Origin of the sequence: Vibrio sp. 1-2 (7-a), assembly GCF_013048515.1 — a bacterium.
In the GTDB taxonomy this organism is placed as follows: Bacteria; Pseudomonadota; Gammaproteobacteria; order Enterobacterales; family Vibrionaceae; genus Vibrio; species Vibrio diabolicus.
The window spans coordinates 892772-915686 of record NZ_VHSQ01000001.1 but is presented as its reverse complement, the minus strand read 5'-3'; the positions used below and the strand labels follow the sequence as shown (position 1 = coordinate 915686).

Below are 22915 nucleotides of genomic sequence, written 5' to 3'. Positions count from 1 at the left end.
GATTACTATTAATGAGCATCCTGTCAATTAATAACCCATCGCGATCACTAAGCCCTTTTTGTTATTATGGTCTTTAGCCTAGCAAATATACAGATATGACACTCAAGAGCAGAACCTCTAACCGACACGTCTTAAAATAACTTGAGGATAATTATTCATAAATATTTATAGATTGCGGACAGCATCAATAACTGTATTTTATAAATGATTTTTACTGTTGACTATTTTTTATAAATGTCGATGATTAGCCGCCTAATCTTAGTATGTTATTAACCTAGTAGCGCATAAAATGATAGCCAAACAATTTGAACTGATACTTTTGTGATTGTAATGTACGCCAACAGATCAACTCTATGTTATCACCCCCACACACTCATCTCTGATGCTAACACGCTCGAGGAGGAAATATCTTGACCACCATATTTGACCAACAAGCCTCAGATAGTGACCGAGAGTTCCTGAAAATCGTTGAAGAACGATTCATTCATATCTTCGACGTATTTAACGAAGGCCTCTTCTACATGGATGAGTTTGGTACCATGGTATTTTACAACAAAGGCTTCTATGAACAGCTCGGTATTAACGCTGGCCGAATCAGTTTAGAGCAGTGGTTAGAGCTTGTTCATCCTCTTGATCGAGAAAGGCTGTCCACAAGGGTCGATGCGCACATCACGACCAACAATAAGAGGGTTACAACCACTTACCGAGTGCGTAAACCCAATGGACAATACGTCTGGATAGAAGGCGTAGCCATGACCAAAGAAACAGAACATGGCCATTACATGGTTGGCAGCCATCGCGATATTTCTGAGCGTAAGCTGATGGAAAGTTACATCCATCAAGTTGCATTTCATGACAACGCGTCAGGCATGGCTAACCGCGCCCATCTCTTGCTGGATATCGAGGACAGTGTACGTACCACCGATTCTTGCGCGTCTATTTGTTATATTCAGATCGAAGACATCAAATCTTACTTGAATCAATATGGCAGTGAACTGGTCGATGGGTTAGTAGAGAAGTTGCTACAAACTCTCAGTCACTTGCCCTCTCCAAACAGCTCGGTGTATCGCGTGCATGATGATGACTTTGCGATTTTGATTCACGATGAGTGCTCAATAGAAGCGCTACAGAGTTACGCTGAAAGTTTAAAACAAACCTACCATGAAGCGGTGATTGAAGAAGGCCAATACCTAGGTAGCAACATTAGCATTGGTTTGTATCCTTGTATTGACCCTAGTCACTCCGCAGAGGAAATTTTACGTAAAGCGGCAAGAACTTGTCAGTACGCGAGCGAACAAAATAGAGACCGCGTCGCGGTCTACAGTGAGAAGACGCAGCATGCCGTTGATCGCTACTTCTTTATTGAGCAAGGTCTTAAAAGTGCGCTAGAAAAACAGACATTAAGTGTTAAGTTCCAGCCAATTATTGACGCCAAAAGCTCAAAAGTGGTGAGCTTCGAATCACTAGTGCGCTGGCGTAGCAAAGAGTTTGGCGAAATTTATCCCGACGAGTTTATCCCTGTAGCAGAGAACAAAGGATTGATCGTCGAACTGGGATATCAAGTATTTGCCAAAGCGTGTGAATTCATCAAAAACTACCGTGAACGTTACCAAAACCAAGTTCGTGTTAACGTGAACGTTTCTGTACTTCAGTTGATGAACAGCGAATTCCCTACGCGAATTAAAGCCATGGCGGATGAAGCAGGCGTTGACCCCGAGTCTATTGTTTTGGAACTGACAGAAACGTTTATTTTGGATAATAACCAGACGGCCATTGCTCCCCTAAGCACGCTCAGGGAGTTAGGTTTTGCACTCTCGCTCGATGACTTTGGCTCTGGTTACAGTTCATTAAATAGCTTCTTCGACTTGCCGATGACACAAATCAAAATTGATAAGTCGATGGCATGGAAGACATTGACCAATCGCTCTTCTCAAGAGTATTTGAAGTTTCTTATCACTATGTGTCAGGAAAACAATATTGAAGTGGTGATAGAAGGCATCGAAGACGCAAAAATGTGTGACTTCTTTTCCGAGATGGGCGTCGATTATTTGCAAGGTTATTGGTTCTCTAAACCACTCTCTGTTGCCAGTGCCAGTCGCTATTCATTGAGCTAAACCGTTCTTCGGCGAAATAATCCCAGAATTAACGCTATTCCGCACGGCCACGTTAAGCATGCTGAACTACTCACAGTAAATTTCAGACACTAACTGGCCGTGACGAAAACAACCTTAGAGAGCCTTGATTAACGTAGGCGCTCAAAAACAACACTCTGATCTAAGTGTTCGTGATATTGAGTGTAATCTAAGCCCATATCAAAGATATATTGAGTCACCAAGTTTCTAACACACTCAATCAATTGGCTCGCTTGCCATGGCTTCTCAAAGTAGCGATCAATACCTGCGGAGTTAATCGCATTAATGGTATCCGTGTGCGTCGCCTGCCCCGTCAGAAGCACTTTACGTGTGCGAACAAAACGACTGTCTTTTGATACCTCTGTCAGTAGTTCCACTCCTGTTTTACCTGGCATGACATGATCGGAAATTATTAATGCGATCATCTCGCCTTCTGCATCAAGCTCATCCATCAGTTCTAGAACCTCACCTGCGGATTCGCAGTCTTCGATATTCAACCACTGATGTAACGGCTCTAAATCTTGTAGAACCGCGCTTAATACCTCTCGTTGGTCATCAACGCAAATTACATTAAGCTTCTCCATGTTCACCCTCTACTGGTAACTTGATTCTAAAAATTGTTTTTTCACTGTCGCTCTTTACCACAATAGAGCCGTTATATCCGGCGATAATGCGTTTCACAATCGACAGCCCTAATCCTAAACCAAACGACAACCCACCCTTTTTAGTGGTGAAGTTTGGCCGGAAAATTTTTCTGCGTGTCGCTTCATCGATTTCTGGTCCGTTGTTAGCAATCGTGACCAAAATTTTCCCCTTACTCTCTCGAGTATGTATTTCGATCCCCGGATCTTCGGTTTGACCAAGTGCATCACACGCATTCTTTAAAATATTGACCCAAACTTGGACGAGTTCGGTTTGAGAGCCGACAAAGTCCGGCAACTCCGCTGGGCTAAAACGTACGCTCACGCGTCTTAAGTCACTTTGCAATAGGGCCAGCGCTCGATTGATTGAGTCATTAATATTAAACGCTTCATCCAAATCGATATCCGTACGCCCCAATTGTTTCACTGAACGTACAATGCCAACAGTATGTTTAGAGGCAATACGCAAATCATGAAGGTCTCGCCCCATTTGCCAGAAACGTATCGCTTCTTCGGGTCTTTTTAACCAATGCTCCGACAGGAAATTATTTGGAACGGCACGAGCGAGATCACGCGCGAGATCCTTAGGTAAGCCGTAATATTTTTCGAAGTGACGCCCCCGCTTTCTCGCTTCGCTGGAAGCGACTTTCTGTCCTTGCATCAAACCAAAATCAAAAAACTGACTCGCTTCCGGATGAACTTCTTCAAGCAATTCCATGATGACCGACTCGAGTCGCTCAGATTTACTGCTTACCACACCAATAGCATTGTTCAACTCATGAGCAATACCCGCGGCAAGCTGCCCTAACGTTGTCATTTGCTCTGCGGTATGCAGCTTTTGTAACGCTTTTTCTTTAGCCAAGGCCTCTTGCATTGCACGCCGTTGACGCCGAGATAACTCGTTCACCATCACAGGCATAAATTGTGTCGTCAATGGTCCGTATGTCGCCTCTTCCACCGCGGGCGTATCACGCTGTATCCAAGCCAGTTCAACATCAGTTTGAGCAATAACTGTCGAAGAGGCCGTCCATGTACCAGAAAAGAAACTATGTACGCCAATAAACGCACCTTGAGACGCAGAAAATACCTGAATTGGCTTCTTATCATCTTCCGCATAATAGCCAGCCAACTCTCCTGACAGCACGTAGTACAACCGGTCGTTGTAGCCAGCTTGCTCGATCAGTACCGATCCGGATAAGACCGTTAATCGGCGTTCAAGATGGTTAAAATAGCGTTGTACTAACGCATCTAGTTTCGTTTCGTACATGGGTTACCCAATATGCCCAACGGTATGTAAAATCCAAACCATAACAAAACTAAGTAATACACCAATCACGCCCAGCACTGCACCGATACGAGCCATTTGGCTGCTTTCGACATGCCCAGTAGCATGAGCTAACGCGTTTGGTGGTGTACTGATTGGTAACGACATACCGAGTGACGCGGCAAATGTCACGACTAAGATCAGCGTCACTTCTCCACCCAATGGCGTTAACGAAGTCATCGAGGTACCTAGCGCAGCCATAATCGGCATAAGCAAGTTTGCAGTAGCCGTATGCGACATAAAGTTTGCCATTAGCAAGCACATGAAAGCCGCACCAAACAAGACCACATATGGCGAGAACTGATCAAACGGAATACTGTGTACCACCAGCTTCGCAAGCCCTGTTTTATCCAGAGCAAGACCCAGAGCGATACCACCTGACACCAACCAAAGCACGTCCCAAGAAATTTTCTTCAAATCTTCCTTGTTGATAATGCCCGTCAATGAGAATACCGCGACCGGAATTAATGCCACTGTGTAAGAGTTCATTCCATGTGCTGAACCCATCAACCAGAGAATAATCGTACCTGCGAAGGTGACATAGACAATCATCGCTTTTGGTGTTTTCAAAAACTTGCTCTTAATATTCAGATCGATGGTGGTTTGCTCGGCTTTATACAAAAAGCCAATCAGAAACCACGCTAGTGCCATCATTACAATGACGAATGGCACGCCAAATACCATCCATTCACCAAAGGTAATTAAATTGTCACCAACCAAATATTTCAGCGCGATAGCATTCGGGGGCGTGCCGATTGGTGTACCAATACCACCAATGTTGGCGGCAACAGGAATACACAAGGCAAACGCAATTCGACCGGGATCTTTAGGCCCAAATACCGCAATCACAGGGGTTAGAATCGACAACATCATCGCTGTTGTTGCGGTGTTTGACATAAACATGGAAAAGACAGCGGTGATCAACATCAAACCCAACATAACGAACTTTGGGTTTTGCCCAAATGGTTTTAGCAACACGCGCGCTAAGTTGACATCCAGCCTGTACTTTGTCGCCGCCATAGCTAAGAAGAACCCGCCGAGGAACAGCATAATAATCGGGCTAGCGAAAGTCGCCATTATCTCGTTATATTGCAACAGCTCACCAAAATGTGGCTGCCCTTCTTGCAAGCGAAAAAGCACGATGCTCTTATTCGAAACAAGCAATAATTCGAGCACAATGATAACGACCGAAGTCGCGTAGATTGGAATAGGTTCAAACACCCAGCAGAGTGCAGCAAGCAAGAAGATTGCGATCACTCTCTGCTGGACGATAGTAATGCCATCAAATGGGAATGCAGAGAGGGGCATTAACCAAATAAGCAATGGTATCAATGTTGGAATAATGTATTTGAGATAAGGGCGCATAGTACTACTTCTCTTCCTGAGATGGTTAGCCAGACACGTTTGGCGTTTGGAACGCCATTACCCACCGCAATACCGAGGCTTTTAGGCTCTGACTAAGCCTTCAGAGACGAAAAATGCAGTAATGGCTTGTTCCAGAGAAGATTATGCACACTGTTTTCAAACAAAACTTTGGTGCGAGATCAATGAACTTGTTTTCACATTGGAAAACATTTTATATCTGTGTTCAAGCTCACTAAATGCTCACGATTTCAGTGAAATATACTTTTCCATCATAAAGTTAGTTAAGGTTTCTCCCCTAACTTCAGCACGTTGCTGAACCTTAACTGTGAACCCCATTTTCTCGTAGAAAGGTCGTGCAGTGATACTCACCTCAGAGTACAGTCGCTCTATCCCCTGTACTTTCGCCTGTGAAAATAGAAAAGACATCAAATCACGACCAATACCTTGGCCTTGATATTCATGGTGACAAAAGAAATGGTCAATCAAGCCGTCACTTTGCAAATCACAATAGCCAACGACCTGCCCTTCTATTTCCGCAATATAGGGTTGAATAGCATCCATTGTGCGTTGCCATGAGTTGAGATCAAAATCTGATGGGGCCCAAGCTGAAACTTGTGATTCGGTATAATCGCGACGATTAATGACTCGTACAGTGTGGTAAAAAAGTGTCCACAATATTGGAGCATCCTCTGTGCGATAGCGACGTATTGAGAGCATCGGTTCAACCATTCCTATTCGATAAATACCAAGTATTAACGCAAAGTAATACTGGTGAACTCATCATTTTCAATACCAACCACTAAAGGCTTTTCAAGCTGATCGCTGTTCATCAATACGGTGGTATTCAGCTCTCGACTTGATCTGCGTATTTTGCTTTTTCTGATGATATGTATATTCACAATGTAATCGGAATATTCCTTCGTGACTCCTCCAGAAAACTCCACATGCTCACTTTCATTATCTTGGACCACATGAAATTTTCGATTTGCTTGAATATCAGCACTGAGTGAAGAGTCACCATAGTTCAGTACAATGGACGTTGGTTCACTATCTTGATTGGCAAAACAGCCAAATGCGAACATGCATAATGCAAGTATACTTTTTGATTTAAACATTGGTTATTCAATTTCTAGTTATTTTTCTGCCATTTGCATTACCAAACAGCACTCCTCAATAATCGACTATTGTGCCACAGGTGTACGCAAGTCTCTAAATACAGTAAAAGGATGTACGATGAAATTTCGCTAAAAATGGGGAAATCACAATGCAGCTGAGGATAAAACAGCCTATTTAATCGCCCCGAATAACACCCAAGCGATTGTTTTTATTGAATTTAAAAGTAATAAACAATGTAAGCAATATACGTACAAGCTCTTACTTTTTCATACGCAACTAAGCGAGTTAATAGAGAAAGACAATATTTTCTATGCCATATGTTACAAATCTACTCATCTCATTATCACGTATGATCCGATATTGTGGCACTAGCCTTCCCTTCTTTTTAACGAAGGGAAGTTTTAACAATAAGGCTTGCACCTATTTTATAGCTAAAATCAATAAAGCATTTCCAACATCAGTTGGTCTAGGAGCGATCAATGAAAAACTCTCTCAGTTTTACTCATCTATTAAAAGTTGGCTTGATATCAATCGCAGCTTTGATGGGTGGATGCACTCAAGGAGATTGGCGTACCGCAAGCAGAGAACCTGCCGGTATCGCGCCTGACCCTTCCAATGTGAAACATGCCGTAATTGAGTTTTATGCCGCAGATGCATTTGGTTGGCGAGGCTGGTTTGCGGTGCACACTTGGTTTGCGATAAAGCCTGAAAATGCGAACGAATATACCGTGTATGAAGTGGTCGGGTGGCGCGTGAATCGTGGACAACCCGCTCTGTATCAATACCAAACGGGCACACCAGATCGCTACTGGTATGGTGCGAAGCCAGAAAAAATACTCTCAATACAAGGTGAAAAAGCCGATAAACTTATCCCCAAAATACAAAGCGTTATCAACCAATACCCTTGGGCTGAAGAATACACGTTGTTTCCAGGACCAAATAGCAATACATTCCCGGCTTGGGTGGGCAAGCAAATTCCGGAGTTAGAACTCGACTTGCCATTTAGAGCAATTGGTAGCGGCTACGCCAACGAATAGAACAAAAGCTTGGTAACTGGCGCGTTTTACGTTCAGCGCATAGCACTATACCTATTGTGCGTCTTCACCCAACTCGGTTCTGTTTCTTCCGTTGCGCTTTGCTTTATACAGAGCGTTGTCAGCGTCTTTCATTACCGCTTCAATTGGCATATCGTTGCCTTTCCAGTGAGAAACTCCAAGTGATACCGTTACCTTACCAACGACCAGGAAATCGTGTTTTTCTACGTTATGCCTAATCCGCTCAGCGACATCAACCGCGTGATGAACATCCGTCGCTTCAAGGAACATCATGAACTCTTCCCCACCGGAACGGCAAAGATGATCATTCGCTCGGGCTTGCTCTTTCATCAACTGAGCGAATTCTTTGAGTAGATTGTCACCCACATCATGACCATAGTTATCATTCACGCTCTTAAAATGATCAATATCCAAAGCTAAAATAGAAAAAGCGGTGTTTTCTTGCTTAAACAAGCCTAGAACTTTGTCTAAGCCGCGTCGATTTAACAACCCAGTCATCGCGTCTGTTAGCGTATCCAGTTGCAGCTTATCAATGGTTTTTGAAACGATACCAAACGCTTTGAGGAAACTGAGCTTCAAATGTGAAGCCTCAAAATACCAAGACTTAACCAGCTTCAAATCATCGATGGATGAGGAGTGCTCTTCTACTCCTCGAACAGCGCCAGCCAATTGCCATAATGGTCTTGAAATAAGTAGAGAGAAGAACCAGATCAACAGCAGAGTTAATAAACCAATTGGAATCGATTTGAAAAATACACTCCACATCTGCTCATCTAGCACCATTAACGTCATTGATTTCGGGCGCTGAGCGACAATTCCCCACCCTGATGATTCAACTGGTGCATACCCTGCTAGCATTTCAACACCACGAGAGTTCACAATTTCTTTGTTACCACGCTGACCCATTGTCACGGCGTTAATTGCCATATTATCGTTGATCACTTCACCAACCCGCGATTTATCTGGGTGGTAGATCAGCGTATTGCTTTCGTCCACAACGTAAAGGAAAGAGCCATCTTTGTAAGCATGCTGGCTAAGTAATTCCGCAAGAATATTATCCTTCTCTAAATAGATAGTACCGCCGATATAGCCTAAATATTCATTGGACTGAGAAAATATAGGGTATGAGATCGTTAACAGATAATTTCCTGCGGGTGAGATGAATGGCTCAGTGACAACGGGCGCTTGAGCATTTAAAGATTGACGTTTTCTTTCACCAACGAGCTTTACACCTTTAACCTGAAGTGTCTCTGGTGATACAGAAATAATGACGCCTTTCGCATTAACGACAACCACAGAGTTGAATGATTTGGTTTGCTTTCTCAGCCTCTCCGCCTCTTCGTCAAGAAACTGAGCATCGTGCATCTTATCTTGTAGCAAGTTCGCACTGTATTTTAGCTGCGACATTGAGCTTTCTATGAAAGAGTCCGTCATTTCTGACATTTTTTGCGCATAAACGCGGTTGGACTCTAACGTGTTATTGATGATGAGATCTCGTTGCACTCGATAGATCGAATAAAACGCATTGATCAAAGTGACAAGCACACTGAAAACACACAAGATTACAATAAGGTTTCTAAGATTAAGTTTTTCTTTTCTTCTAAAGGACATTTGCCAACTGCCAGCTTCGATGGCTTTTTGTATGAATGAGCGTATAGGTTATATGAAATCGATTTAATTTTCAGGTAGGAAGTTGGGAGCAATATTAAATATTTTCTCACATAATAGGACGCAAAATGAGCTAATAAGAGAATTCAGTGACACAAAATAAATGCCGTGCCACTGTAATATCGCACAACTTTAAGCAAGCTCTGTGCTGGTCATTACCATTGTCTTTAATACATCGACAACAAGCTGATGATAATCTAACTGCGGTAAACCCGATACCGTCACAACCCCAATTAAACCAGAACCCATGATTCGAATTGGGAACGCGCCACCATGAGCACAATACTCACGCGCATCGAGATGTGGCTGATTTTCAAAATCACGCTGCTTTTGCTTATTGTACAGCGAGAGGTAGTAAGAGCTGTGACCATATCTCAATACTGAGTTTCGCTTTCTACGAACCCAATCCAAATGGTCAGCGCACGTTCCTGTCATCGCGTATTGAAATAGCGTTTGTCCAAAACCGTAGACCTCAATAGCCACAGCCGCGTCACAGGCTTCCGCCGCTTCTTTTAAAGCTAAACCAATAGACCACGCAACTTGATGGTTAAACTCTTTCAATTGAAGCTCATGCTCTTGTTGAGCGACGAGCTCAAGCGTTAAGCTCATGATTTCACCTGAATCGTTTTACCCGTTTTACTGCTTTCCAATGCCATCTCAATCAGAGCGATATTCTGTACTGCTTGAACGGCAGGAACCGGGTTATCAGTACCCAAACGAATGGCATCTGCTACACCAACAAAATAAGCTTGATACGCACCTCTCTCCGTTTTGATAGTTTGCGCACCGTCTTCGTCGTAGCGGACACCGTATAACGCCTCGTCCTCTTCCGACCAAGCATCGTTTTCCGGTAATCGGCCTTCTTTTAAGTAGCCTTCTTGAGGATCTAATCCGTATTTTTCATATTTAGCCTCAGTACCCAATACTTTATAACGCAGGTTTGGTTCTGGGCTGTATAAGTTTGAATGTAAATGCACAATATGGTCTGGGTAATGAAGCACTAAGTTGTAGTAATCAATCGTCGTCGCGCCCGGACGCATCATTCGACACTGTGCGTCTATCGCATCTGGCAAACCAAATAACACCAAGGCCTGATCGAGAAGATGGGGAGCAAGATCGAATAAAATACCACCGCCATCTTGAGCCTGCTCTCGCCAGCGTTGACGAACTTCAGGACGGTAGCGATCAAAGTGCGACTCAAACAGCCTCACATCACCTAACTTACCTTGTTCGATAAGCGATTTAACGGTGAGAAAATCGCCATCCCAACGCCTATTATGAAAAACGCTCAGAACCAATCCTTTTTCTTCTGCTAAGGCGATCAACTCATTCCCATCTTCTATGCGCGTTACAAACGGTTTTTCGACAATGACATGTTTCCCATTGTTCAACGCGCGCTTTGCGAGCTCGTAGTGCACGTCATTTGGCGCAGTAATAATCACAAGCTCAGCGTCACTGTCATCGAGTAAAGTATTGGCATCAGCAAACCACTGAGCATCTGGCCAATCATTTTGGACCGCTTCCTGTTGACGAGAACTTATTGCGCTCAACGTCAAGTTTGGCAGTGCTTTAATGAAGGGTAAGTGGAAAGTTTTTGCTGAATATCCGTAACCAATCACGGCGGTCTTTACGGGATCGTAAGCCATACTAAGATTCCTTATTTCGGTGAAACAACAATACATTCAATATCATTGTGGTCGAGAAGTTGTTGAAAATCTGATTGAGGAGCATGATCGGTAATAACGATGTCGATCTTTGACAAATCACATACATGGTGAAAATTGTCGCTTCCAATTTTGCGGGATTCACAAACGACAATGACTTGTTGAGCTTGCTCTATCATGGTTTGTTTCATGGTTGCTTCTAGCTCATTATTTGTCGTCAACCCTCGGGATGACAACGCGCACACACCAATAAACGCCTTATTCACATGATATTGCTTCATTTGCTGTTCTGCTTGTGCACCCAAGATCGCTCTGGCGTAGGGGTCAAAGTGTCCACCTAAGAAATGGACGTCCATTGATTCACTTTTTTCAGCAGCGATTAGTACGTCAATACTGTTGGTGACCACGTTGAGCTTATCTTCTTCACAGCGTGCTTTTTCTACGTAAAGTGGGAGCAAAGATAAGATAGTACTGGTATCAATAACAAGGTGGTCACGCTCATCCACAAGCTTAGCGGACGCTTGAGCGAGGCGATGTTTAGTGTCGCTAATTGCTCGACTGGAGTACGCCTCTGTAGAGGAAGATATCGGGGCAAGCATGACGCCACCTCGGATTCTTTGTAATCCCGGTAGTTGGCTCAACTTAACTAAATCTCGACGCGCTGAATCTCGCGAGATGCCAAAATACTCGCAGACTTCCGATAACGTTATTTTGTTTTGTAGCTCTAGCTTGGCTCTGAGCTCTATCAATCGCTCTTCTTGCGTCATTGCTTAAATTCACTTAAGTGGTTTTAAGCAATAATGCCACACAGCAATCAAATAACCAATACGGACGCACGCAATATTTGCTTATGCTGATACCAAACAGAATTGTTAAGTTGAGGAGATGAAGAGCGTTTTGCTCATCACCCCCTATCACAAAATGTTTGGTGTAATGTTTACGTTGGCTGGATCGCTACTTTTTCATCGCTTCTTTAAAAACTTGATTCCAATCTTGTTTCATATCGACAAACAACCAACCTTGCTCTTCACCCACTTTAAATGATTTGTCTAATTTCCCCACGTGAGAGTCTTTATCATACGCCCATTCACGCTTGTCATCCGTGTGATGGATAACCGCTGAAAATCGTGGGCCAGACCCCGCTTTAGTCCACTCTAGCATTTGTAAGTCACCGTCAGAATTACCAAATGCCATCACCGGGCGCTTACCAATGAAGTTCTGAATCGTGACAGGCTTCACCGCTTTATCATTCACAAAATCAATTTCTGGCAAGCGTTGAATCGCTGGCTTTCCATCAACGACCTGATACTCCGCTTTTAATGTCGTCCCAACGATATTTTGCGTTGGGATCCCGTACACTTCTGGTGCCCAAACACGCATGAAATCAATGCCACCTCCAGAAATTATATAGGTCTGGTAGTCATTTGCTCTCAAGTAGTCGAGTAACTCAAGCATCGGTTGATAAACCATTTCAGTGTATGGCTTTCCCGTCGTAGGATGCACGGCCGTTTTCATCCACTCCTTCACTTCTTGATGGAACTGATCAGTCGACATTCCAGAGTGAGTCGCCATAACAAGCTGCATCACACCTTCAAGGCCTTGCTTACCAACCCCCTCCAAGTCACCTTTTATTGCCGAAGCAAAAGGTTCTGTTGTTTTCCAATCAGGATGCTCAGAGGCCATCTCTTTCACTTTATCGATCGCAAAAAACAGCTGTAGATAAACGGGTTTTTCTGCCCACAGCGTCCCGTCATTATCAAACGTAGCGATCCTTTGGCTTTCAGGAACATAAGCGTCCGAGCCTTGAGTCGTCGTTTTAGTAACAAACGCCACAATAGCTTGCTTCGCACCGGTGTTGTTCCATGACGGCAGAGGATCTTGCACATCAGCAGCAATGCTATAGCTAGACAGAGCAAAACTTGTCGCAAGGACAATCACCTTTAACTTTATAGCCATTTTAATTCCTTATATTGAGGTACGGGATGCAAATCCAAATGAAAGTATAGTTCACGATTAACAAGCGCAATTCAGAGCAACATATGTAACGACACCAGAAAGTGACCTTGTAACTAGAAACACGCTTTAATTAAAGAAGCTTACTGATAAAGTGTTGAGTTAGCTGGCGTCAACCTGCTCTGAAGTACTTTGACGTCCCTTTTTCTGATTAAGCTCATCAATCACGTAATCAGGAGCCACTTTCTTAAGTTCCGCTAAACACTGTTCAGACTTGGGGTTATCGTACCGAATGTAGATATCACACACTGCATAAAGCTGCTCCGGCGCGCCAGAGATCAAATAAGCTTTTTCAAAAGCGTCCACAGATTTTTTAAGATCTAACTCTTCTTGCAGAACACCATTTAAGTACCAAAAATAACTGTTGTTCTTTGCCATGTTAGCGGCCTTTTCAATTTCGCTAGCGGCATCATGCTTCTCACCAAGTCTTACTAGCGCCAATGACTTCGAGTAATGCAAAGCCGCGTTATGAGGAAAAAGTGTGATTGCTTCATCAAGTACTTGGATAGCTTGTCGATCTTTTTGTTGCGCTCGAAAATTGTCCGCATAGCTTAACCAGACTTGCGGGTTACTTGGCATCAGCTTGGTTAGCTCTGGATAAATCAATACCGCTTTGTCCCACTCTCGATGCCAACGATATACATCGGCAAGGAGTAATCTAGAAACGTTGTCAGTTTTCTGCGACAAGTAGGATGTTAAATCAGTCACCGTGCCTTCAAGTGACTGTTGCTGCTCCGAACTTAAACTGGCGTAATCTCGAACCAAGTTTATCGCTGCGGTAATTCGAACCATTGCATCGTCATCACTTAGCAACGGGGAAACCAGACGCCAGCGATGCTCTATCATATAGGGTTGAGCTCCTACAATTGCTGCTTCACGAATTCCAGCATCTGCATCTTTCAAACCACGAGCGACGGCAACCAAAGCGTTTTGGCTGGGGTAGTTGGCCAGTTCACGTAAAGCATCAATACGCTTTTCTGAAGACAACTTTTTGTTTTGTGCATCATAAGACAACTTTTCGACTCGCTGTGCTAGCGTCATTGGTTCTTCTTGAGATGCTATCTCAACGGGTGAAACTTTATCTGAATTGAGCAGAGGTTTATCTTGAGCCCAAGCGCCTAGGCTTAACGCTACACTCATCGTGAACGTTAAAAGTGACTTCGTAAAACGCGTTATCTTGTGCATTGATGAGACCTTACTTTTATAAAACTGGACCAGTTGAATCTTAGAACTTAATGTCAAAAACAGGTCGATTAGACGCTTTCAGGTGCAAAGCCTTATCACTGTATTTGCCGTGTACCACAGGGTTGCCCATCGCTCGTAAAATGTACGCCATTGATTTGTCGACATGCGCAAAAAACTTCTTCCAACCTGCACATAGATAGTTAAGGCCGGGCTCACCTTCTCTGGTGCGAATAAAGCGGTTTTTAGGGCATTCTCCAAAGCATGCAAACTGATAATCGCAATGAACACACTGCTGAGGCAGTGTACGACTTTTAGCAAACCCGAATTTCTGCTGGTCAGGGCTATAAGCGAGAGTATCGAGTTTTTCACGGTGAATATTTCCGACCTTGTATTCCGGGTAAACATAGTGGTCACACGCAAAGACATCACCGTTTGGTTCCATTGCTAAACCTTTGCCACAGATTTCACCTAGCGTGCATAGTGGGTTTTTTCTTCCCATCCATGTTTCCAAACTCGCTTCAAAATACTGTACAAAAACGTTACCAATATCATGCACGACCCACTCATTGAATATCGCGATAAGGAAGTTACCCCATGCTTCATCCGCCACACAAAATGGCTCGACAACCGAATCCTTATGGCCGGGAATCAGACGTTTATCACCTTGCATTAGTTGCTCATTGGGCTTCCAAGTTTGTGGCGCTGTTATTCTGAAAGTTTTCTGCTCAACAATCGGAATAAACTGCATTTGAGGGGAACGTACTTCATCTCGTAAGAAGCGATACACTTCCAATGGGTTTCGGCTGGTCAAGTTGTTCACGCACGTGAGCGTCGCAAACTTCACTTCGTGCTTATGTAATAGCTCAACGGCGTTCATCACTTGTTTAAATGTGCCTCTTCCCGCTCGATTTGTTCGGTAAGCGTTGTGCATCATCTCAGGGCCATCGATGCTTAAACCGACAAGAAAGTGGTTCGCTTTTAGAAACTCGCACCACTCATCATTAAGAAGCGTGCCATTAGTCTGAAGATCATTAGAGATCGTAATACCATGAGGGCGGTATTGATCTTGTAGTTCAACAATTCTTTTGAAGTAATCCAACCCCAGCATGGTCGGCTCTCCACCTTGCCAAGAGAAGATAATTTCAGGTGTGTTCTGCCCTTCTATGTATTGGCGGATATAGCTCTCTAAGGTTTCGTCATCCATTATTGGCGAGCACCCTTGCTTATATTCCAACAAATCTTGTTTGCTTAAGTAATAACAATAAGTGCAATCGATGTTGCAGGCAGCACCAATGGGCTTTGCCATCACATGTAAACGCTTAGATGCTTTTCCGTTGAACTGCGGCCCTTGAGTTATGTGCATTCATCACCTTCTTAGTTGCTAACCTGTCCCCAATGATGTCAAACCTAATCATCGAGTTAATCTCCTAGGGTGATGATAATATTCAATTATTCTCGGCGCTTGTTATAGTGTGTATAACCGTTTGTTATGGTTTTGCTTGCTAGACTTTCTGACCAAAGTCGTTGACGGAGTCGCCGAATGAAGCATCCCAAAAGTAAGATTATTTCCTTTGTCTCAGCCATATCGGTCACGCTGATAATTAATGGGTGTGCAACAACCCCACCAAACTCTCTCGCTCAGAAAATCGATCAAGATATGGTTCTTGTCGAAGGTGGGCAGTTTACGATGGGCGCAGATAATCCATCAGCCAAAAAGTCAGAGGGCCCAGCTCGCACTGTTAACGTTGATGGATTCTATTTGTCAAAATTCGAGGTAACTCAATCGCTTTTTGAAGCTGTCACTGGCTCCTCTCTGAGCTACTTTCGAGATCCAAATACACCCGTCAATAACATTAGTTGGCAACAAGCCAATTATTTCATTAAGAAATTGAATGAAAAAACGGGCGAGCATTACCGTCTACCAACAGAAGCTGAATGGGAGTTTGCCGCTAAAGGCGGAATTTTAACTAAAGGCTTCACTTTTTCTGGATCAAACAATATTGACGATGTGGCTTGGTATGCGAATAACTCGCACAATAAGGCTCATAAGGTAGGTCAAAAGCAACCAAACGAGCTCGGGTTGTACGATATGACAGGTAACGTAGGCGAGTTTGTGATTGATGCTTTTGACGAAGGTTATTACAAAACAGCGCCCAGTGATAATCCGGTAAACGCAAAAGAGGAAAAAGAAAGCCTTGCACACAAGTCTGTACGTGGCGGCAGCTTTGCTTATGACGCAGACGAATCTGAAAACTATCGCCGCGATTTTGCCAGCCAATCCGTCATTATGTCTGACATGGGCCTTAGACTAGCGAAAGACGTAGACTAAACTAAGTAGAGAAAGTGGCACGATAAAGGCTCCACTTTTTACTATTGGTGTTTAATCTCTACAGATTCGCAATAGATGCTTTCAGCTGATCAATAGCCTGCTTAGGAGCATAATTACTCAGCTCTTTTAGACACCTATCGAAAGCAAAAGCGACAGCGCCGTTTTTATGATTCCTCGCTAGAACTTCGCATTGAGCATATAAATGTTGAGGGTTCCCACCGACTTTAAACGCAGTCTGCAATGCCTTACTGGCTTCCAGAACGTCACTTTTTTCCAAAGCTAGACCATAAACATACCAGTAGTGAGCGTTAGTCTTTCCTAGTTCTGCGGCATGTTTAAGTAGAGCTTTGGCCTCATCTTCCTTGCCTTGGCGTAACAAAGAAAGACCGGCACTATAAGGTAATGAGCTGGATTTAGGCTGAGCTTTCATCCCTTGTTGTAACACCCAGAGCGCAGCTTTTTCTTTCCCAAGGCGCCGATACAGGTCCGATAAATTCACGTAACTATTTTCGAAATAAGGCTCGATACTTATCGCTTCTTGGTACAACGCAATTGCCTTATCGATTTCGCCTAAGCTGCGGTATACATTTGCCAAATTGGTTCTGCCGAAACCACGATCGGCGTTAAACTTTTGAATGTCCATGTACTCTTCAAGCGGTGGTTGAATCCTATCTTTTTGTAACGGCGTCATTTGTGCATAGCTGGTCACTAATACCGAAGCCGCCTCCGCCCTCACTGAAAGTACGGGATCATCCAGCAGTGGTTCTAAAATTCGCCATCGATCATGAAACTCATAACCAGACGAGCCCGCGACTGCGCCGAGCCGAATCATTTCATTCTCATTTTTAACGGCCCTTGCGAGCGAAACTGTCGTATTTTGGTCAGTATTACCGCCCATTCGCTCTAATGCAGAAGCTCGTATGATGTCTTTTAATGATGAATCCTGAGCAGAATAAGCCAGAGCATTCGCCGCCCCTTTGTGCCCAATTGCATCGGCATAAAACGCGACAGCAAAGTGTTGTTGATTGCGGTATTGAGAGTGAGGAAACCATTCGGCTATCTGCGCATCCGCCCACTGGTTACTCTTATCCTCATGACAAGACGTACATACATTGGGCGTATCGATGTGTTTGCTCAAGTCAGGTCTAGGTACGTGCCAACTGTGGTCTCTACGAGGATCGACTTGCATATAAGTCGTTTCTGGCATGTGACAAGTCGTACATTGTGACGCTTTGGATCCCGCTTCATGGAAGGTGTGGTTTTCTGGGGTATATTCTGACGCAATATGACATTGTGAACATACCGCCTCTTCTGGGATGTTTAGTTTTGCCGAATGAGGATCGTGGCAATTGGTGCATGTTACGCCTTTTTCAGCCATTTCAGACTGAAGAAATGAACCGTAAACATAGTCTTCATCGTAAATTTGGCCATCGTGGTAGTAGAGTTCTGGAGTGATCAGGCTTAACCGATATTTATCGAAAAATGAGCCTTGAATGTGATCACCAGTCTCATTTAACTGCGTTCGACGGCTGTGACATTGTGCGCACGTCTGAACTTGATTTGTTTCTGCGATTGCTTTTGGTTGTAACGTTCTGTGACCCTTCTCAAATACCCACTCGGTTACCGCTTTAGATAAATTTCGGTCAAAACCATAGTGACTATCTGTATCGAAAGAGCCTCCTGTAGATGCGGACTTTTTCGCCAACTCGATGTGTCCACTTGCAGGGCCATGACACGCTTCACAACCAACATTGATCTCGGACCAAGACGTGTTGTAGGTATTTTTGATTGCTTCATAGTTCTTCTTTAAATTGGTCGAATGACAGTCTGCACACATGAAATTCCAATTTTGCCCAGTGTTAGTCCAGTAAAACTCATCTGTCGTTGTTGTCTCTGGATAGAGGTGAAACCAGCGCTGACCACCTTCCGATTTCGTCCTTGAATCCCATGCAAAAGGAATGAGCTGTACACGACCGTCTTCAAACTCCACCATATATTGCTGTAACGGTTTCCAGCCAAATGTGTAGCTAATTTTATAATCATGCCATTGACCATCAGGGCCTTGAATATTGACCCAATACTCCTCGCCTTGTCTAAAAAAACGGTTGGGTTGCCCATCATGCGTCACTGTGCGGTTATCAAAGTCACCTTGAACAGATTCTGAGTTTGCATGTTTCATTGCCATATCGTGATGAGAGCCCTTCCAAGCCTCCACCTCTTGTTGGTGACATTCCGCGCACGTTTGCGTGCCAACATATTCCAACCCAAGCTTCGTGGTATTTTGGGGGCTCTCTATCACTGATGCCTGGGAAAAAAACGAACCACTCACCATGACGATACCCAGAAATAGACACCGAAACCGACCTGACCACTGACTCATAACTATCCTTAGTATTTAGATGGTGCAACTTGAATCAATATAGTCGCTAACCCCTTGGTTATACAAATAATTAGAAGTGAAAGGCCTTCAAAATGAGTGCTCCATTCTTCGTCCCCCGATTAGGGAGTATCTCGGTGTTTTTGCTGAAACCTTATTCGTCTCACCAGCAATCTGCACTGGTGTTCATTAGTGACCCATCTCTATTTTTAAAACCTCCCCCAAATCATCAGAATGACAAGTATTTTTATTTAGAAACAAATAGTTAAATACCCTCGATAACTTATGGTTATAAAGAGTATAAGAGGATTTTTCTATACACATCATTAACTTATGCAGCACCTAAGCACAAGGTTTACTTGTGCTTCTCGTTACTCTCAACCACCTGGAGTTTTTTATGGCAAACCAATTGAGAAAAATCGCAGTAGGCGTCGGACTGTTAGCAACGTCCAGCGCAGCGATGGCGGCAGACAAACCCAACATACTTGCAATTTTCGGTGACGATGTCGGTTACTGGAACATCAGCGCATATAACCAAGGTATGATGCGTTACAAAACCCCTAACATCGATCGTATCGCGAACGAAGGGGCTTTGTTTACAGACCATTACGGCCAACAATCTTGTACTGCCGGTCGAGCAGCATTCATTACTGGCGAAGAACCATTTCGCACTGGCTTGCTGACGATTGGTATGCCGGGTTCCGACCATGGGATTCCAGATTGGGCACCAACTATTGCTGACTTACTAAAAGACCAAGGTTATATGACAGCTCAGTTCGGTAAAAACCACTTGGGCGATCAAGATAAGCACCTACCTACCAATCATGGTTTTGATGAATTCTTTGGTAACTTGTACCACCTTAATGCAGAAGAAGAGCCCGAAACCTACTATTACCCTAAAGACCCAGAGTTCCGTAAAAACTATGGTCCTCGTGGTGTAATTAAATCTTATGCCGACGGTAAGATTGAAGATACTGGCCCAATGACGCGTAAACGCATGGAACACGCGGACGAAGAGTTCCTCGAAAGCACTTTATCGTTTATGGAGAAAGCTGTTAAAGCAGATAAGCCTTTCTTCATCTGGCATAACTCTACGCGCATGCACGTGTGGACCCGATTACAAGAGAAGTACCGAGGTAAATCCGGTGTTAGCATTTACGCTGATGGCATGTTAGAGCATGACGATCAAGTCGGCGTATTGCTCGACAAACTCGATGAGTTAGGCGTTGCTGACAACACCATCGTTATTTATACAACAGATAACGGCGCAGAGACCATGACTTGGCCTGATGGGGGCGCAACCCCATTCCACGGTGAGAAAGGCACGACTTGGGAAGGCGGTATGCGTGTGCCTCAACTTGTGCGTTGGCCTGGTGTCATTAAGCCAGGAACGAAAATCAACGAAATGATGGCTCATCAAGACTGGTTGCCAACATTGTTGGCGGCAGCTGGCGTTCCTGACGTGAAAGAAAAGCTTGCTGAAGGTTACAAAGCAAATGGTAAAGACTGGCGTGTCCATATAGACGGCTACAACTTCATGCCATACTTCGAGGGCAAAGAAGAGAAAGGACCACGTGAGTCTCTGCTCTACTTCACCTCAAATGGTGAACTAAACGCAGTACGCTGGAATGACTGGAAACTTCACTTTGCAACTCTAGAAGGAAACCTAAGCGACGCCGTGCGATCTGTACCAAACTGGCCTAAGATCATTCACTTACGTGCTGACCCATTTGAAAAAGGACCTAGCGAGTCACAAATGTATCTACGTTGGATGGCAGACAACATGTGGTTGTTTGTACCAATTCAAGACGTTGTTGGCGACTTCTTTAAAACGTTACCTGAATACCCAATGCAACGCGGTACAACTATGAACCCTGCTTCTTTAAATTACGACTCTTTGCAGATGCAAGAAAAGATGCAGCAGTTAGAAATGCTTAAACAGGAAGTGAATAAAGTTAAGTAATCTAATTAATCACTCTAGATTGCGTTACTGAGCCAGCAGAGTTCTGCTGGCTTATCTGTATCTCGGGATGGGAACACACTTAGCTCGGTAGTTTACTCCATGCAAAGCGGGCCCATATTGAGAACACAGAAAAACAAAAAAGGAGAGCAAACCTGCTCTCCTTTGTATTTTAACCGTGAATAAACTAAGCTACGTTAACCGATTTAGTTAAACTATTGCTCTGAAAGAATTCATCATGCAACGCGCAAATCGCACGCTGATATTCTTTATCACCCACGACGAACTGAACGTTTACATTTCTCATTGATGAGTGAAGTGCAACTGGCGTTACGCCATTGTTCATCAAAGAAAGTACACCTTTCGCTAGTGTCTTGTTAGTGTCAATTTGAGAACCGATGGCTGAAATCAGCGCGACCATACGGCCTTTAATCGACGCATTCGGATAGCGTTTTTCAGCTTTATACAATACTTTGTTCAAGCTATCAGTACTGCCACCTAGATAGTAAGTAATAGAGTTCGCGTTCATCTCTTTACCAACTAAACTTACGCGAGCATCAGAGATAATTTCCATTAATTCGTAGCTAACGTTATCGGCTTTTCCCACCATCGCTTGGTCAAACAAATGCAGTGCGAACACCTTTTCTTTACCTGCGATAATTTCGACTTTGTCTTCTTCTGGGCGGTAGCTTGAAGAGATCAAAGTGCCTTCGTGTTCAGGTTCAAATGTATTTTTAATCTGTAGCTCAATACCACTCTCACGTAAACCTGCGGCTGCATTTGGGTGAATCGCTTCCATGCCAAGGTTAGCAAGTTGGTCTGCTACGTCATAGTTTGTACTACCAATTGGCAAAACTTTTTCAGGACCAACAACACGCGGGTCTGCAGAGCTCAAGTGATATTCTTTGTGAATTACCGCTAAATCCGCTTTTGTGATCGCTGCAATTCGGCTAAATGTCATCTCACTATAACCTCGGTCATAAGTGTGCATTAGGCCTTCCTTACAGTAAGCATAACCTGTAACGATTGGCAGTTCTTTTGACACATCGATATCAGCAAACGCATCACTGATCGATTCATCAAGGCTTCTTGGCGCTTGATTGTCCCAACCGGACAGGTCAACGAACTTAGCGTTAATACCCATATTTTTTAGTTTCAGTGCCGTGTTGTAAGCACTGTGCGCCTCACCGATAGACGACAGAAACTCTCGAATTTGAGGCAAATACTGACGTAGCGAAAACTGACCGTACTGACAAGTTTCTAAAATGTTCGCAATACAGTTTTTCGCTTCAGCAATACGTGAGCGAATGAATTTATCTGCACGGATACGATTCATTGGGTCCGCGAAAATATTTTCATTTGTGAGCAGCATACGGCTTTCAACGTATGCTAACGCTTCTTCCCATTTGTCATCACGTTTCGCGATAAGCTGATAAACACCTGGCTTACTGGTTTTTTTACATTCGAGTAGCGCGTCGGTCATACCGCCGTATGCAGAGACGACAAAGATACGATTGTATGGCGATTTAGGACGAAGAATAATGTTGTCGAGAACAGCATCAAATGCTGTCATTGATGTACCGCCGATTTTTTCTACGGTAAATGTCATGATAAGCCTTTTTTGATTGGTAACTTTAAAAGAAAAAAGAAGAGATAGTTGATCGTGGGGCGACAAGCACCCCACCTCTATCTTTTAGTCAACGAGAGGATAAACACCGTTTTCATCGTGCACTTCTGCGCCGGTAATTGGTGGGTTGAATACACACGCCATTACCATTTCTTTATTCTTATAAGCTCTCAAGTAGTGCTCATCGTGTTTATCAAGGATGTATAACGTACCCGGTTTAATCGGATAAGTTTCTCCACCAACGACTTCAATTTCACCTTCACCGCTCATACAAAAAACCGATTCTAGGTGATTTTGATAGTGAATGTGTGTTTCAGTACCTTCATAAATCGTAGTGATGTGGAAAGAAAAACCCATGTTGTCATCTTTCAACAACATACGGACACTTTCCCAGTTATCTGAAACCACACGTCGCTCACTGTTGCGACACTCATCGAGTGTTCTGACGATCATAATTAA

The 22915-nt window shown here is 43.8% G+C and carries 19 protein-coding genes; 4 read left to right on the top strand and 15 right to left on the bottom strand.

Annotation, left to right across the window (positions count from 1 at the left end):
* Positions 1 to 410 precede the first annotated feature (410 nt).
* Positions 411 to 2114, top strand: a complete 1704-nt coding sequence (locus FKN08_RS04115; RefSeq protein ID WP_104974149.1) for an EAL domain-containing protein — start codon at positions 411 to 413, stop codon at positions 2112 to 2114.
* 128 nt (positions 2115 to 2242) lie between these two features.
* Here FKN08_RS04115 and FKN08_RS04110 read toward each other — a convergent pair whose 3' ends face one another.
* The 5 genes from FKN08_RS04110 to FKN08_RS04090 form a co-directional block, all read right to left on the bottom strand.
* Positions 2243 to 2716, bottom strand: a complete 474-nt coding sequence (locus tag FKN08_RS04110; RefSeq protein ID WP_012841869.1) for a response regulator — start codon at positions 2714 to 2716, stop codon at positions 2243 to 2245.
* Positions 2703 to 4040: an ATP-binding protein gene (locus FKN08_RS04105; RefSeq protein ID WP_170891404.1), complete on the bottom strand. Its 1338-nt coding sequence runs from the start codon at positions 4038 to 4040 to the stop codon at positions 2703 to 2705. Before FKN08_RS04105 ends, FKN08_RS04110 begins: the two co-directional genes overlap by 14 nt.
* A gap of 3 nt (positions 4041 to 4043) precedes the next feature.
* A complete protein-coding gene (locus tag FKN08_RS04100; RefSeq protein WP_047008727.1) occupies positions 4044 to 5462 on the bottom strand; it encodes an SLC13 family permease in 1419 nt (472 codons plus the stop codon).
* Between the two features lie 240 nt (positions 5463 to 5702).
* Positions 5703 to 6179 carry a GNAT family N-acetyltransferase gene (locus tag FKN08_RS04095; protein ID WP_048626344.1) on the bottom strand — a complete coding sequence of 159 codons (477 nt, stop codon included), beginning with the start codon at positions 6177 to 6179 and terminating at the stop codon, positions 5703 to 5705.
* Between the two features lie 35 nt (positions 6180 to 6214).
* Positions 6215 to 6577, bottom strand: a complete 363-nt coding sequence (locus FKN08_RS04090) for a hypothetical protein (RefSeq protein ID WP_074191410.1) — start codon at positions 6575 to 6577, stop codon at positions 6215 to 6217.
* A 480-nt stretch (positions 6578 to 7057) separates the two neighbouring features.
* Between FKN08_RS04090 and FKN08_RS04085 the strand changes: the two genes are divergently transcribed.
* On the top strand, positions 7058 to 7615 hold the full coding sequence (locus tag FKN08_RS04085; protein WP_012841873.1) for a DUF3750 domain-containing protein: 558 nt from the start codon (positions 7058 to 7060) through the stop codon (positions 7613 to 7615).
* 51 nt (positions 7616 to 7666) lie between these two features.
* Here FKN08_RS04085 and FKN08_RS04080 read toward each other — a convergent pair whose 3' ends face one another.
* From FKN08_RS04080 to FKN08_RS04050, 7 genes are all read right to left on the bottom strand, one after another.
* Complete coding sequence (locus FKN08_RS04080) at positions 7667 to 9244, bottom strand: sensor domain-containing diguanylate cyclase (protein ID WP_114322376.1); 1578 nt, start codon at positions 9242 to 9244, stop codon at positions 7667 to 7669.
* Between the two features lie 189 nt (positions 9245 to 9433).
* Entirely contained in the window at positions 9434 to 9910 is a 477-nt protein-coding gene (locus FKN08_RS04075; RefSeq protein ID WP_170891403.1) for a heme-degrading domain-containing protein, read from the bottom strand.
* Entirely contained in the window at positions 9907 to 10947 is a 1041-nt protein-coding gene (locus tag FKN08_RS04070) for an oxidoreductase (RefSeq protein WP_065646769.1), read from the bottom strand. Before FKN08_RS04070 ends, FKN08_RS04075 begins: the two co-directional genes overlap by 4 nt.
* An 11-nt stretch (positions 10948 to 10958) precedes the next feature.
* Positions 10959 to 11732: a DeoR/GlpR family DNA-binding transcription regulator gene (locus FKN08_RS04065; RefSeq protein ID WP_104969491.1), complete on the bottom strand. Its 774-nt coding sequence runs from the start codon at positions 11730 to 11732 to the stop codon at positions 10959 to 10961.
* Positions 11733 to 11919: 187 nt separating this feature from the next.
* A complete protein-coding gene (locus tag FKN08_RS04060; protein WP_170891402.1) occupies positions 11920 to 12921 on the bottom strand; it encodes an HAD family hydrolase in 1002 nt (333 codons plus the stop codon).
* A 159-nt stretch (positions 12922 to 13080) separates the two neighbouring features.
* Positions 13081 to 14163, bottom strand: a complete 1083-nt coding sequence (locus FKN08_RS04055) for a hypothetical protein (RefSeq protein WP_170891401.1) — start codon at positions 14161 to 14163, stop codon at positions 13081 to 13083.
* A 40-nt stretch (positions 14164 to 14203) separates the two neighbouring features.
* The gene (locus FKN08_RS04050) at positions 14204 to 15526 is read right to left on the bottom strand and encodes an anaerobic sulfatase maturase (RefSeq protein WP_170891400.1); all 1323 of its coding nucleotides are present in this window, start codon (positions 15524 to 15526) and stop codon (positions 14204 to 14206) included.
* Between the two features lie 177 nt (positions 15527 to 15703).
* On the opposite strand from FKN08_RS04050, the gene FKN08_RS04045 reads away from it, so the two are divergent.
* The gene (locus FKN08_RS04045) at positions 15704 to 16492 is read left to right on the top strand and encodes an SUMF1/EgtB/PvdO family nonheme iron enzyme (RefSeq protein WP_170891399.1); all 789 of its coding nucleotides are present in this window, start codon (positions 15704 to 15706) and stop codon (positions 16490 to 16492) included.
* A gap of 58 nt (positions 16493 to 16550) precedes the next feature.
* On the opposite strand, the gene FKN08_RS04040 is transcribed toward FKN08_RS04045, so the two are convergent.
* On the bottom strand, positions 16551 to 18872 hold the full coding sequence (locus FKN08_RS04040; RefSeq protein WP_170891398.1) for a multiheme c-type cytochrome: 2322 nt from the start codon (positions 18870 to 18872) through the stop codon (positions 16551 to 16553).
* A 394-nt stretch (positions 18873 to 19266) separates the two neighbouring features.
* Here FKN08_RS04040 and FKN08_RS04035 point away from each other — a divergent pair, with 394 nt between their 5' ends.
* Entirely contained in the window at positions 19267 to 20832 is a 1566-nt protein-coding gene (locus FKN08_RS04035; protein WP_012841879.1) for an arylsulfatase, read from the top strand.
* Between the two features lie 184 nt (positions 20833 to 21016).
* Here FKN08_RS04035 and FKN08_RS04030 read toward each other — a convergent pair whose 3' ends face one another.
* Positions 21017 to 22438, bottom strand: a complete 1422-nt coding sequence (locus tag FKN08_RS04030) for an aspartate kinase (protein ID WP_005393366.1) — start codon at positions 22436 to 22438, stop codon at positions 21017 to 21019.
* A gap of 84 nt (positions 22439 to 22522) precedes the next feature.
* A complete protein-coding gene (locus FKN08_RS04025; protein ID WP_005393369.1) occupies positions 22523 to 22909 on the bottom strand; it encodes an ectoine synthase in 387 nt (128 codons plus the stop codon).
* Positions 22910 to 22915: the final 6 nt, after the last annotated feature.

Coding starts and splice junctions, on each gene's coding strand:
- FKN08_RS04110 (WP_012841869.1), bottom strand. CDS start 2,716: ATGGAGAAGCTTAATGTAATTTGCGTTGATGACCAACGAGAGGTATTA.
- FKN08_RS04105 (WP_170891404.1), bottom strand. CDS start 4,040: ATGTACGAAACGAAACTAGATGCGTTAGTACAACGCTATTTTAACCAT.
- FKN08_RS04100 (WP_047008727.1), bottom strand. CDS start 5,462: ATGCGCCCTTATCTCAAATACATTATTCCAACATTGATACCATTGCTT.
- FKN08_RS04095 (WP_048626344.1), bottom strand. CDS start 6,179: ATGCTCTCAATACGTCGCTATCGCACAGAGGATGCTCCAATATTGTGG.
- FKN08_RS04090 (WP_074191410.1), bottom strand. CDS start 6,577: ATGTTTAAATCAAAAAGTATACTTGCATTATGCATGTTCGCATTTGGC.
- FKN08_RS04085 (WP_012841873.1), top strand. CDS start 7,058: ATGAAAAACTCTCTCAGTTTTACTCATCTATTAAAAGTTGGCTTGATA.
- FKN08_RS04080 (WP_114322376.1), bottom strand. CDS start 9,244: ATGTCCTTTAGAAGAAAAGAAAAACTTAATCTTAGAAACCTTATTGTA.
- FKN08_RS04075 (WP_170891403.1), bottom strand. CDS start 9,910: ATGAGCTTAACGCTTGAGCTCGTCGCTCAACAAGAGCATGAGCTTCAA.
- FKN08_RS04070 (WP_065646769.1), bottom strand. CDS start 10,947: ATGGCTTACGATCCCGTAAAGACCGCCGTGATTGGTTACGGATATTCA.
- FKN08_RS04065 (WP_104969491.1), bottom strand. CDS start 11,732: ATGACGCAAGAAGAGCGATTGATAGAGCTCAGAGCCAAGCTAGAGCTA.
- FKN08_RS04060 (WP_170891402.1), bottom strand. CDS start 12,921: ATGGCTATAAAGTTAAAGGTGATTGTCCTTGCGACAAGTTTTGCTCTG.
- FKN08_RS04055 (WP_170891401.1), bottom strand. CDS start 14,163: ATGCACAAGATAACGCGTTTTACGAAGTCACTTTTAACGTTCACGATG.
- FKN08_RS04050 (WP_170891400.1), bottom strand. CDS start 15,526: ATGCACATAACTCAAGGGCCGCAGTTCAACGGAAAAGCATCTAAGCGT.
- FKN08_RS04045 (WP_170891399.1), top strand. CDS start 15,704: ATGAAGCATCCCAAAAGTAAGATTATTTCCTTTGTCTCAGCCATATCG.
- FKN08_RS04040 (WP_170891398.1), bottom strand. CDS start 18,872: ATGAGTCAGTGGTCAGGTCGGTTTCGGTGTCTATTTCTGGGTATCGTC.
- FKN08_RS04035 (WP_012841879.1), top strand. CDS start 19,267: ATGGCAAACCAATTGAGAAAAATCGCAGTAGGCGTCGGACTGTTAGCA.
- FKN08_RS04030 (WP_005393366.1), bottom strand. CDS start 22,438: ATGACATTTACCGTAGAAAAAATCGGCGGTACATCAATGACAGCATTT.
- FKN08_RS04025 (WP_005393369.1), bottom strand. CDS start 22,909: ATGATCGTCAGAACACTCGATGAGTGTCGCAACAGTGAGCGACGTGTG.